The sequence below is a fragment of the Photobacterium halotolerans DSM 18316 genome (assembly GCF_000425165.1).
In the GTDB taxonomy this organism is placed as follows: Bacteria; Pseudomonadota; Gammaproteobacteria; order Enterobacterales; family Vibrionaceae; genus Photobacterium; species Photobacterium halotolerans.
The window spans coordinates 1-12,462 of sequence record NZ_AULG01000033.1 but is presented as its reverse complement, the minus strand read 5'-3'; the positions used below and the strand labels follow the sequence as shown (position 1 = coordinate 12,462).

The following is a 12,462-nucleotide window of genomic DNA, read 5'->3' as shown; positions in this document are numbered from 1 at the left end:
TACCCGTTGGTCATCAAATCCTGGCGCAGCAAGTGGGACAATTTGTCGGTATACTTCAAGTATCCCGAGCAGATCCGGCGGGCCATCTACACCACCAATGCGGTTGAGGCGGTGCACCGTCAGTTCCGCAAGCTGACCAAAACCAAGGGCGGCTTCGCTAACGAAACCAGCTTGCTGAAGCTGCTCTATGCGGGGATGTTGAAGGCTTCCGAGAAGTGGACGCATCCGGTACAGAACTGGAATCTGACGTTATCCCAATTGAGCCTCCACTTCCCGAACAGGGTCGATCAATATGTGGATCTGTGACTTATGCTGACACAGAACTATGAACACCCTCGCCGTATCAAATTGCTCATATCAGATTAAAATAAGCATCTTGAAGCCTGGAACATTTATTTATTTCTTTTCAGCGATTTAGCTAACTTGATCGACTGTTGACACAACCCAAATTGCACAAATGCTAAGAAAGTAGTCGCGATTGTTAATACCGATAGCATCACGATACCTTCAATAAAGCGATCTTCTCGGATTTGAAGAGTTATCAGTGGATATAGCGCTATAAATGTGTATACCAACAAGAATGCGCCTTGCGCCCCTTGAAACCATGCGCATGTTATGTGAAACCAGCGCTGAATTCCTTGAGGAACTTCAATGATAAGACCTTTATGAACGGGCTCCTCATATGCTGTTTTCCACATATATTTACAAACAGTTACGAAGCTATTTGCGATAAATTTAATTGATGCACTTTCAAACAACTTATCGACTAGCTTAGCAGCTACAATGATTAGCATTAGAAGAGGTGACCACTTCAAAACAAACTCACCAAATGCAGAAAATTCTTGTGGAAGCTCACTAACTAACACAGTTACTGCTTCTTTATATTGCTCCCAATATTCCTTCATATTTTCCCTATTTTCTGTGTATTCATGCAAGCAACTACCGAATGACATGGATTCCTCTCATCAGGCTTTGGTAAGTCTGATTAGGTAGTCAATGGAGGCCACCATGTCACAATTTATCTATAGCATTGATTTAGCCAAACATAGTTTTATGTATCCACGGCGAAGATCACCGAGTATTCACTGAACTATCCAGTGCAACGCTTTATATGATTATTTCGCACTCAACTTATTTCTAACTTCAAAGGGCACGGTGACTTCTTTCAAGTGATAATAAATACTAGGACCAGAATGATAAGTTAATGACACCTCGAAGAAACCTTTGAATTTTATCATAACTATACCTGTACCACCTGCGCTGTACTGATATGTTGTATCCTCTCCTAAATTGAGAACCAGATACTGCCCCGCACAAATAAAGTTTTCAATATTGTCATATACTGGCAGGTGAATGGGGGTCCCTAGAATCTGCTTGTTTATAACGGCATCAATATCAAGCGCACACCTTTCTTCGATAATTTGATGTTCCTCTATAGCCATACTTGTATCAATATAATTATCTATAAATACTGTCTTACCGTCATTGCGTGCCAAAAAACCTATCAACCCTGAATCAGAGTTATCATAAGTTAAATTAATATTTTTATTGAAAATTTCGATATCAGGTTTCGCAACAAAACGGTCATAAATTTGTACGACGCCAGTAATTACAGCAATAAAAGCACCGATATAACCAGCAACTGTAACCGCTTTTTTAATTTTTTCAGCCATAGGCTCCTCATTAAAATGGTAATCTAACGCTGTCAACACGCCCTTGTCGCGTGCTTGGCCTTGTTATGGCTATACCCAAAAGAAAGATCGATAACAGTTTCCTCTCGCTAGTGTGGCCTCGAAATAATCGATAAGCCATTTCAACTGAGCCTCTATCAACTCTAGAACCTGCGAGGCGATTGCGATACTGTTATCCGAAAGAGTCGCCATGGCCTCCTTACACACCACCGTTGTTATATCATCATTTCTAACGGGATTGGACCTCATAACTCCCACAACAGAGGCCAAACGTATTGGAGCTAATTTTCGGTAAAGTTAGCAAAGCAAACAACAACTAGCGAATCCTAGTTTGCTCCCTTGTTTGTGATTGTTAGCTGTGGCTGACTTCATTAGCCCACCACTCACCGCTAATGTATAGCTCACTGCCCGCACTGTACATTAAACCCATACAATTGTTTATGCTCTGATCTCGCAAGCACTCTTGATATATACACAAGCATTCAGAAAAGGCTTCAAGTGAGCTATTTATAAATACACGCTTCATTCCCCAATCGTGATCCAGCAATACAACTTCTCCATTGCCAGAATCAATGCATAAATTACTCCCAGAACCATCAGCGGCGATGGGAAAATAGCGATCCGCATTATATTCCCAATCAGAATAGCTACCAAAGCTCAGAAATGGAGAAGCTTGCGAGGGCATACCTACTGTGACAAGGTGTTCCAAATCAGAACGTTTTAGCAGTGTGGTACCAGGCAGACTTGAATCGTACAAATGGAAATTATCCAATTTTAGGTCCAAGTATTTTGGTACCTCCGGCAATGCAGCAATATACCTCTTTTTAAACTCACTCAATTTCATGCTTGGAGTCCATCTTCAGCTAACGCCCAGTCCAACGAGTCATTTTTTGATGCCAGTGATTTTGTTGTATAGCGCAAAAAATGAGACAGCAAAAATTTGCTTGATGTAGCCGTTTTTTATGCGCCCTTTAACAGCCCAACCTCAATTGCAAAGCTCTCTAATTTATTATCAAGTTGATCTGGATCTTTATAAAATTCAGTATCCAAGTTATCCAGATCTGGCTCATCGCTATGTTTTCTTATTACCGCCCAACGCTCAGCTTGATCCTTCGGGACAGGACCATGTCCTATCAGCTCTTCTTTAGCTTTGCGTAATAGCTTTAGAGAGCTGGTTGCGCCCAAACGAATAAGCCCAAGCTCTGCATAACGATAGTGTTCACCAGGTGAATTATCGAAATACTGAACAAAGCCCCCATTATAGACTTCGCCACCGAGCGTATTAACGGAGTAATACAGTTTTTCATCTTCCGACAGAGCACTAAAACCGCCATCTTGTTTATAAACTTTATCGACAAGCTCCCTCCAAAGCGCACGGAAGGGACAGGTTTTATCTAGTTCTCGCTCTCTTTTGTAGTACTCTTTAGCTTGTTCAATATTCTTACGTGTACCGTTTTTACAAGGCATGCAAAACCCACCAGTACGTTCAGCAGTACTTGGCAAAACCATTGCCCCACATTCTGTACATGAAACCTTACCGCTCATCTCGGGCCTTTAAGTGCATAAAGTATGACATGGGCTCCCTCATCAGTCTTTACCACAGTTCGTAAGTTTGATCCCGTAATTACCGGATACCAGCATATCACCATCTATCTGTGGTATTGATTTCGCCAAACATAGCTTCAGTATCCACGGTGAGGATCATCAATGCAAGGTGTTGATCCTCAAAACAATAACGCGGTCAAAAGTCCTTGAGACGTTTGCTAATATCCCACACGAGATTATCGGTATGGAAGCCTGCGGTGCCTCTCATTACTGTGATCTGATCCAATGCTTTTGGACACAGCGAATAAAACAAAGAGAATGGCCGCCACACCGTAAGCGGAGGAACGCACTACAACCGCAGTAAAAATCATGTAACTCACTGAAGTTTATCATCTGATACATTAGGCAGCTATTCTGCCTGATAAAAAACAACCCGCATCACCGCACTACAGCGCTCAACCAAACTATTTCTATAATAACGCCGCTTCGAGCTTGTCCAGACCCAGATAAAGTGTCGGCTGCGTGACACTTCTCGTTATTTGTTAGCAGCCTTGGGTCAACCTACATATACACGCTTAAAGTACTCTACTCGATCTAGAGTCATTCTTAGCTTACATTCTCCAACTTGAACCCCTTGCCAAGGTGACGGAGTTGAAGAAATACCTGCAAATTCACACTCGGCATCTCTGTATTTTAACCAAGCCCGTTGAGCTTTTCTGAATGGTGCCACCAGTTCGGTTTTTGACCACGTATTCCGCAAGAATGCTTCTTCCTCACTGATTCTATCTATTGCTTCCTGATAGGTTTTATTGAGTTCCATATCTGCGGTTTTCATTTTCTCTTCGACACACAGATAACCGGCCGTAACTCCTCCACCTTGTACATTACAGGGGTCTTCAACACTATCAGAAGCCCAAACAAACGTAGATACAAACGCCAATATCATAAGTGATTTGTTCAAATTTATCTCCAGGTACCTAGCGAATGATGGACTCCCCCTCATCAGGCTCTGCCACACTTGGTAAGTCTGACTACGAAATTACCGGAGGTCACCCTATCACAATCTATTTATGGTATTGATTTAGCAAAACATAGCTTTAGTATCCACGGTGAAGATCACCAGGCAAGGTGTTGCTTCAAAAAAAAATAATATCACGCTCAAAAGTTCTCTCGACATTTGCCAATATCCCACCCTCCATTATCGTGACTATCAACGACTTCTGGCTGAAAGAAAACCGAAAAAAGTAGCCATCATTGCATGCGTCAGGAAGATGGTTGTCATCCTCAATGTGATGCTACGAGATGGCTCCCAATGGGAAGAAAAAATGGCGTTAATTTAATGATTGACGCCAGAGTCGTTTGTTAGACATCTTGGCATCACAGGCTACTTCCCCTTCTTTAACCTCACAAACTTCTTCAGTGAAAGCATGAAAATAGCCAGCGATGAAACAATGTGAATCATTGGTATAGCCCTCTCGAAGAGGTAAATCTCTCCCAAGTGAGAGTCAAATACTTTGCCACACAAATGATGACCTTCAATGGTTGTTTCAATTACCAAAGGTATCCAAAAATAAGTAACCAAAATAGCAACTAACAAAGCAATTAAAGGGCTAATCCATATGAATATTGTATATTTACGTCCACGTTGAATCGCGACTACGATAGGTAAGAACAGTAATGAACCATATATTATCGAAGCATAAAACCGCCCAACATCTCCCTGCGTACAAGTGAAGTGGTTTAATAAACCCGGACACCATTTAAGGTGGTAAAGTAGCCACCAAAGAAAGAGGTGTTCAATGACCAAAAAACGACGCTCATTTAGTCCTGAGTTCAAGCGTGAAACTGCAAGTTTGGTACTCGACCAGAATTATTCAATACCTGAAGCATGCCGCTCCGTTGGCGTCGGAGAGACGGCACTTAGACGTTGGGTTGAGCAGCTCAGAGCTGAACGCGGTGGCCAAACACCAACATCGAAAGCACTCACGTCAGAACAGCAGAAAATTCAGGAGCTTGAGGCACGAATTAATCGTTTAGAACGGGAAAAAGCGATTCTAAAAAAGGCCACAGCTCTCTTAATGTCGGACGAACTCGAACGTACGCGCTGATAGACCAGTTGAGAGAGCATGAATCGGTTCACTTGGTCTGTTCAGTATTCGACATTTCTTCATCCAGTTATTACGAGTACAAGCAACGACAACAACGTGTTGATATTGAACGCATGGAACTTCGTAGCGAAGTCAATCGACTCTTTACACTCAGCCGAGGTGCTGCCGGTAGTCGTACGATCACCTGGATGATGCGTGAACGCCGTTATTCCATCGGTCGTTTCAAAGTCAGAGCGCTGATGAAAGAAGCGCAGCTTATCAGTAAACAGCCAGGTCCACATGCTTACAGGAATGCAACCGTTGAGCGGCTTGATATTCCGAACCGTCTCAACCGGGAATTTAATGTGTGTAGCCCTAATCAGGCTTGGTGTGGTGATATCACTTACATCTGGGCTGGTAATCGGTGGTGCTATCTGGCTGCTGTGATTGACCTGTTCCGTCGTCGTGTTGTCGGTTGGGCGATGTCAGATAAACCAGATGCTTCATTAGCCGCAAAGGCTCTGACCATGGCCTATGAGCAAAGAGGCCGGCCACAAGGTGTACTGTTTCATTCAGATCAAGGCTGTCAGTACACTAGTCGTCTGTTTCGCCAACATCTATGGCGTTATCGCATGACTCAAAGTATGAGTCGTCGTGGTAATTGTTGGGACAACGCACCGATGGAGCGTCTGTTTAGAAGTCTGAAATCGGAGTGGGTACCAGCAACAGGCTATACATCGTTGACAGACTCAACCAAAGATATCAGTCGTTATCTGATGGACTACTACAACTGGGAAAGGCCACACAGCTACAATGATGGTATTCCGCCTGCAAAGGCAGAAAACCAACCTAATTTACTGTCCGGAATTAGTTGACCACTATAAAGTCCCCGCCACTGCACCGAGTGAGACCAAAAGACCATACAATACTATCAGTATCGAACTGTACATTTGTAACCTTTAATGCCTAACAAATGACATGAACTCCCCCTCATCAGGCTTTGCCACACTTGGTAAGTCTGACTACCAAATTACCGGAGGACACCCTATCACAATCTATTTATTGTATTGATTTAGCAAAATCATAGCTTCAGTATCCACGGTAAAGATCATCAAGGCAAGATGTTGATCCATGAACCACTTTAAAAGAACATCAATTCTTGCTGATCATATGTCGCGCTTGAGTTCGGTGTTTTTCTCAGCACCGCTGGATGCGCGCCAGTTACTCTTTGCTGGCACAAAGCGTAACCAGAAATGCCTTTAGGCTCACTGGTGGTAGCCGGGGCGGTTGTAGGCGCTCCCGGCGCCGACAACCTAAAAATTCGTCCTGAATTTTTCCCTGGTATTTTGGATAACGCTGGTTTATTACTCGTAATTGGACTGATCTGATCCAGTGCTTTTGGACACAGCGAACAGAACAAGGAGAATGGCTACCACACCGCAAGCGGAGTAACGCACTACAACCGCAGTAAAAAACAATGTAACTCACTGACTTTTTTAATCATCTGATACTTTAGGCTGCTACTCTGCCTGATTAAAACAGTCCGTATCATCGCACTCCAGCGCTCAATCAAACTATTTCCTGAATAATGCCACTTAGGGTTTGTCCAACATCTGGATAAAGTGTCGACTGCTCGACACTTATCCTTATTTGTTAGGCATTTTTATCTTCAGATCTTTATTTCCGATCCTTTTTACTATATCAATACTTTTATTTATGGCATTCCATTCAATTTCCAAATGCTCAACCCAATACTGAGAAGTTCTTGCTTTACTTCGACCATTTTCCAAGTCTGCTATGGCATCAACAACTTCATGTGACACAATGAATGATGACTTTTCTGCGACTTTAGATACATCTTTTCTCGCTGCCCGGTAGTCAGCCCATAGCTCATCGCTAGCTTCATCAGATAACTCCCTACCTTCTAATGTGGCTGTAAGATGTTCTGAAATTGGCCATTTCATTCGATGTAATGATTCGATTAACTCAGAGTATGCAAGCATCTTTTGATCCCAAACTTTTTCACTACGATAACGTGACGTAGCTAGCCTTGCTGCTAAAAATGCAGCTCCAACAGATATGAGTATCTGAGCAGCAATTTTAAGAATTTCGATATACATAATGCTCCCTATGCCTAGCAAATGACAGGGACTCTCCCTCATCAAGCTTTGCCACACTTGGTAAGTCTGACTACGAAATTACCGGAGGTCACCCTATCACAATCTATTTATGGCATTGATTTAGCAAAACATAGCTTTAGTATCCACGGTGAAGATCACCAGGCAAGGTGTTACTTCAAAAAAAATAATATCACGCTCAAAAGTTCTCTCGACATTTGCCAATATCCCACCCTCCATTATCGTGACTATCAACGACTTCTGGCTGAAAGAAAACCGAAAAAAGTAGCCATCATTACATGCGTCAGGAAGATGGTTATTATCCTAAATTCTATGTTACGCGATGGCGTCTTATGGATGAAAAATCAGCATGATTTTAATGATTGACGCCATAGTCGTTTGTTAACTGTACTTATGCACCATGACACTTTTTATATTTTTGACCACTACCGCAGTTACAAAGCTCATTTCTAGACTGTTTTAGACTTAATTTTGGATTACGGAGAGAGTCAACTCTCTGCTTTAACGTTGTTACTAACTCACTATATTTAGGGTCAATACGTAGCATCTCATCGTAATGCGTGATTGCCTTATCATGCTCACCTAAAAACTCTGATAAATGACTTCCCAGAGCCATATGAGCCTCAAGGTAATCGGGGTTTAATTCTATTGCTTTCTCGTAGAGCTCTACAATTTTTAGTTTATTTTGCTTATTATTTTTTCCGCGATCTTTATAATAATTAACCAAATTAGCATAGGCTCTAGATTCTGCTGGATTGTAAGATATTATGGCTTCATATTGCTCTTTTGCTTGTTCATAAGCATCAAAACGTCTAGTCAATAAAACCCCTAAATTTAGCCTTGCTTCAGTTAGGTTAGGCATGACTGCTATTGCTTTTTCAAATAACTCTTTAGATTTTTCATGCTCAATATCAAGCCTGTACAATAGAAAGCCATAATTATTTAAAGCGTAAGCATTATTTTCATTTACTTCTAAAGCTTTATTAAAATTAATCTCAGCTTTTTTTATATTTCCTCGCTCTGATGCAATACTAGCTCTGATTGAGTATGCATCAGATGTAGGTTCATAGTCTTCAAACCATTGATCAAGTTCAATCTCTTTTTCATCGACATCGTCGATGAAAGAAATATTCAAAAGCTTTACTAAATGAGTAATATTTACGCCACCTAAGCAATCCAAGATTGAAGAATAGCTTTCTGATTTAAGTTCTTCAAAAGTTAAGTTTTTATTATCGCTAATGTATGTAAGGAAATCATTAATTTGAGATGTAATAGTTTCGACCGTCTTTAGCTCAGAGATTTCGCTAACGACAGATGTGGCCGGTAAAGTGTTGATAACCTCCTTGAGGTTTTCTTGCTCTTCTAACCAATGCCTAGTGTACGATAGTCTACCTGCAGTCGAGTAAATCTCAGTTCCTTTCACAATAACGGGTAAGATCTTATCTTCGTAGTCTCTGTCTTTTAGCAAGTGCAAAACTTCTTTCATGCAATTTTTTGAACGCAAGTAACTATCACTAATTAACAAGATTGCAAAGTCAGAATCACGTATTGATTCCATGAAGTCTGATATGCTGTTTTTATAAGCCAAATCCCTTACATCTCTTCGTAAGTTAAGTTGTAAACGGCTTAAGTCCTCTTCTATTTGATCAGCAATCTTCATATCTGACCATGAGTACGATAAAAATATATTTTTATTCATTATTACCAACTAATCGTAAAATTACTATTTGACTTCGATGTACAGCTAACGAATGACATGGACTCCCCCTCATCAGGCTTTGCCACACTTGGTAAGTCTTATCTTGTAACTACCGGAGGCCACCATGTCACATTCTATTTATGGCATTGATTTAGCCAAACATAGCTTCAGTATCCACGGTGAAGATCATCAAGGCAAGGTGTTGATCCACAAAACAATAACACGCTCAAAAGTCCTTTCTACCTTTGCCAATATACCACCCGCCTTTATCGTACTATCAACGACTTCTGGCTGAAGGAAAACCGAAAAAAGTAGTCATCATTGCATGCGTCAGGAAGATGGTTGTCATCCTAAATTCTATGTTGCGCGATGACGTCTTATGGGATGCAAAATCAGCATGATTTTTATGATTGACGCCATAGTCGTTTGTTATGCATTTTATTGACAAATCACGATATTTTCAGGTCTTCCAAGTTGAGAATACAACATCGTATCCACAAATTGACAGTTTTCGTTTATTAACCCTATAATTTCTGATTCATCTTTTCCTGTTTTTTCAGAAATTGTTGCTATGAACTTTTTAGTCCAATTTTTTTCACCACTATTAATAATATAGTTAGTTTCATTGTGTATATCTATATATTGTTGTTTGGTTAAAACGTTCAATTCACCAGCCATATATTGAAGAACATCAGTTGAGTAAGACATTCTTAAAAAACCAGCGATAACTTCACGCCAAGTTATTGTTCTTGATTTAATTATAATAGGGATAAATACAGAAATTCTAAATAGTAGACGAGCCACAAATAAACCTGCATGATCTGCGCGTATAGGAGCAAAAGTTCCAATAACACTAATAGCTCCACACCTGAAAAAGCCATTAGCGACCGAAGCATGAGATCCATCGATAGGATGAGTACTGCAAGCGCTTAAAACTACAATTGGTGGGATCCTAGTTTTATGAGCTAGTGACCATACATCTACCTTATCATCACCAATACATAGCCACCCATGTTCTGTTTCACCACCATGATTACCATGACAATCGAATACTACAATACCACCAGAAAAATCATTCAAAGCATCGATCAACTCTGATTCAGAGCTAACGTTAACCTCTGTGATATTTAAGTTCTTGTATTGGTTTTTAGCCTTAAACTGATCCAAAGAGGACGTTAAATGATCCTTTATAGGGTCAGCGCTATTAAATGAACTGATAATCAGTATATCTCTGAATGCTTCATAAGGTACGATGACTCTTTGCCCAGACAATGCCAACTGCGAGCATAAGTTTCCCGGCGTTGTTGGGATTCTTGATACTTCATGTGTAAACATAATAGGAAAACCGTCAACGTTTAACCATTCAATTGGAAAATCACACATAGTAAGGAGCTTATTTTTACCAATTATACTAGCGTTAATTAAGTCATCTCCAATTTCAGACTTCAATGTATCACTATAATTTTTCAACTTAATGTTTAAGCTTCGGTGAGATTTTTTATTAGGATTAGTAATTAATGACGATATATTTTTTAGTAAGTCATGGTGTAGCATTACAGCATTAGGCAACCTCAATGCAGGAGCAAACTGGTTTACAGCTAGTATAGTAACTACGCTAGTAAACATCGCTAATTCCGATTGCCTTTCCTTTAGTAACCCTGAAATAATAGGATCTTCATACGGATTAAAAACTTCTGGAGTAGATACTGTAAAGTTGGAGAACAGTTTATTTCTAATTATTGCTAATTTGAGGAAGTCTCTTTTAGGTTTATCTAACTTTCTATACAATTCATTCCACATCTGGCTATTATGTTTATATAAAAATGAACACATTGCCATACTATATATTATTGAGTCATTTTTTATTAAATGATACGGAATTTCAACGTTTTCCCGTATATCATTAATCACTTCTGAAAGATTAGTCATACCTCTAACATGTTGATCAATATTATCGCTAGGGATAATGTCCTCAAAATCTTCAGCATAGTAACCATAGCCTGTTAGTGGCTTATAAAGTGCTCTCGTACAATTATGATTTAATGGGCTAAAACCAAGTTTAATGGCATCTTTCTTTTGCCCAGAACTTATAATAGCTAAAACTTCGTCAGTTGCATCACTGCTATCCAAACTTGATAGCGTCTGTCTAATATAGTTATTAATCTCTTCATTCAATGACTCGGGGGTTAACTCTCCAATGAATAAAGCCTCTTTTGTTTCACAACTTGTTACATGAAGTGGTTTGTATTTAAAGAGCATCTCAGATTCCTTTGCTTGACTAAAGGTTTCTGGAGTACTCCAAATAATATTAAACACCCAATCAGACTCATCATATACTATTTTGAGTAAATCAGATCTAATCATTTGTACATCAAGTGAGGAGCCTGCTAACTTAGATTTGACATAGTTTGGGCTGCTTAAGAAAGGCTCCATAGCATCGTGAGGAACGCCAGACAGTACATCAAATACCCACTGATAACTACTAACTATTTCATCTGAATACCTTTGAAAAAAGGTGCAGTTTTCATCAGAAACATCATTCGGCACTACAACAATGTGTCTAATTGTCGTTGTAAACATAAAACTCCTAAAAATGCATAACATTTTATTCAACGACACCATGTCGTATAACTCTTTCAATCAGTAATAGCTTAAGCGATTGATTACATCGAACTAAATGCACTTAATCAGATAAATCTATCAGTAAGATACACGACATCATGTCGTATATCCTACTCAATCCACTTCTGCTAACAAACTGATATTTCATACTTTTCTTGTATTTTATGACTTACCGCAAAAATCAGCGACATATAAGCTTGTGAGAAAAACGACATCGGCCACTTACCCAGCACAAAGAAACCACAGAATTACACTTATCGCATGGATTCCGGCTTGCACAGGAATGTGCAATAGACCATTGAATCACAATAAATTTAACCAGGTTTGACGTGTGCTTTAAAAGCAGAAATGAAAAGTTTGAGGCTTGCCTCTCCCCAAGGGAAAAATTCAGGACGAATTTTTAGGTTGTCGGCGCCGAGAGCGACTACAACCGCCCGGACAACACCAAAGAACAACAAGGCATTTCTGGGTACTCTAATGATATGGTCCGCCCCAACCTCACCCCTAGCGACGTCAGTGGCTAAGCTTGAGGAAACCGAAACCACTGAGGTGTTCCATCATGGACAATTTACATATTCTTGGCATCGATCTAGGTAGACGTACATTTCACTGTATCGGACATGACCAGCATGGGCATGAGGTGTTTCGTAAGAAATTCAATCGGGCTCAACTGCTTTTAT

11 protein-coding genes and 3 pseudogenes are annotated in these 12,462 nt (G+C 40.2%); 6 read left to right on the top strand and 8 right to left on the bottom strand.

Annotated features, from left to right (window positions below; translation table 11 throughout):
* The coding region (locus H511_RS22905) for a transposase (RefSeq protein ID WP_027251938.1) at positions 1–306 on the top strand (306 nt) is incomplete at its 5' end.
* Between the two features lie 86 nt (positions 307–392).
* Here H511_RS22905 and H511_RS0108780 read toward each other — a convergent pair.
* The 5 genes from H511_RS0108780 to H511_RS0108755 all read right to left on the bottom strand — a co-directional run bounded on the left by H511_RS0108780 (position 393) and on the right by H511_RS0108755 (position 4,203).
* Positions 393–953: a hypothetical protein gene (locus H511_RS0108780; RefSeq protein WP_155804838.1), complete on the bottom strand. Its 561-nt coding sequence runs from the start codon at positions 951–953 to the stop codon at positions 393–395.
* A 162-nt stretch (positions 954–1,115) separates the two neighbouring features.
* Positions 1,116–1,673, bottom strand: coding sequence for a hypothetical protein (locus H511_RS0108775; protein WP_027251977.1), 558 nt, complete (start codon positions 1,671–1,673; stop codon positions 1,116–1,118).
* A gap of 370 nt (positions 1,674–2,043) precedes the next feature.
* The gene (locus H511_RS0108765) at positions 2,044–2,535 is read right to left on the bottom strand and encodes an SUKH-4 family immunity protein (protein ID WP_027251976.1); all 492 of its coding nucleotides are present in this window, start codon (positions 2,533–2,535) and stop codon (positions 2,044–2,046) included.
* 116 nt (positions 2,536–2,651) lie between these two features.
* On the bottom strand, positions 2,652–3,236 hold the full coding sequence (locus H511_RS0108760; protein WP_027251975.1) for a DMP19 family protein: 585 nt from the start codon (positions 3,234–3,236) through the stop codon (positions 2,652–2,654).
* Between the two features lie 556 nt (positions 3,237–3,792).
* Positions 3,793–4,203: a lysozyme inhibitor LprI family protein gene (locus tag H511_RS0108755; RefSeq protein ID WP_027251974.1), complete on the bottom strand. Its 411-nt coding sequence runs from the start codon at positions 4,201–4,203 to the stop codon at positions 3,793–3,795.
* A 99-nt stretch (positions 4,204–4,302) separates the two neighbouring features.
* Here H511_RS0108755 and H511_RS25210 point away from each other — a divergent pair.
* From H511_RS25210 to H511_RS24365, 3 genes and pseudogenes are all read left to right on the top strand, one after another.
* Positions 4,303–4,439, top strand: a pseudogene (locus tag H511_RS25210) (IS110 family transposase); the annotation flags it as partial.
* A gap of 2 nt (positions 4,440–4,441) precedes the next feature.
* Positions 4,442–4,576: pseudogene (locus H511_RS24625) on the top strand (IS110 family transposase); the annotation flags it as partial.
* A 459-nt stretch (positions 4,577–5,035) separates the two neighbouring features.
* A protein-coding gene (locus H511_RS24365) for an IS3 family transposase (RefSeq protein ID WP_155804837.1) occupies positions 5,036–6,198 on the top strand; the annotation gives its coding sequence in 2 pieces (ribosomal slippage) (positions 5,036–5,291 and positions 5,291–6,198; 1,164 coding nt in all).
* Positions 6,199–6,969: 771 nt separating this feature from the next.
* On the opposite strand, the gene H511_RS0108735 is transcribed toward H511_RS24365, so the two are convergent.
* On the bottom strand, positions 6,970–7,443 hold the full coding sequence (locus H511_RS0108735) for a hypothetical protein (protein ID WP_027251970.1): 474 nt from the start codon (positions 7,441–7,443) through the stop codon (positions 6,970–6,972).
* 409 nt (positions 7,444–7,852) lie between these two features.
* The gene (locus H511_RS0108725) at positions 7,853–9,160 is read right to left on the bottom strand and encodes a TIR domain-containing protein (RefSeq protein WP_081669230.1); all 1,308 of its coding nucleotides are present in this window, start codon (positions 9,158–9,160) and stop codon (positions 7,853–7,855) included.
* A gap of 124 nt (positions 9,161–9,284) precedes the next feature.
* Here H511_RS0108725 and H511_RS24620 point away from each other — a divergent pair, with 124 nt between their 5' ends.
* Together H511_RS24620 and H511_RS24615 are read left to right on the top strand one after the other, a co-directional pair.
* A complete protein-coding gene (locus tag H511_RS24620; RefSeq protein WP_211225195.1) occupies positions 9,285–9,455 on the top strand; it encodes a hypothetical protein in 171 nt (56 codons plus the stop codon).
* Positions 9,436–9,561, top strand: a pseudogene (locus H511_RS24615) (IS110 family transposase); the annotation flags it as partial. The gene H511_RS24620 and the pseudogene H511_RS24615, both read left to right, overlap by 20 nt.
* A gap of 37 nt (positions 9,562–9,598) precedes the next feature.
* Here H511_RS24615 and H511_RS0108720 read toward each other — a convergent pair.
* Positions 9,599–11,740 carry a CHAT domain-containing protein gene (locus tag H511_RS0108720; protein ID WP_027251967.1) on the bottom strand — a complete coding sequence of 714 codons (2,142 nt, stop codon included), beginning with the start codon at positions 11,738–11,740 and terminating at the stop codon, positions 9,599–9,601.
* Between the last annotated feature and the right edge of the window lie 722 nt (positions 11,741–12,462).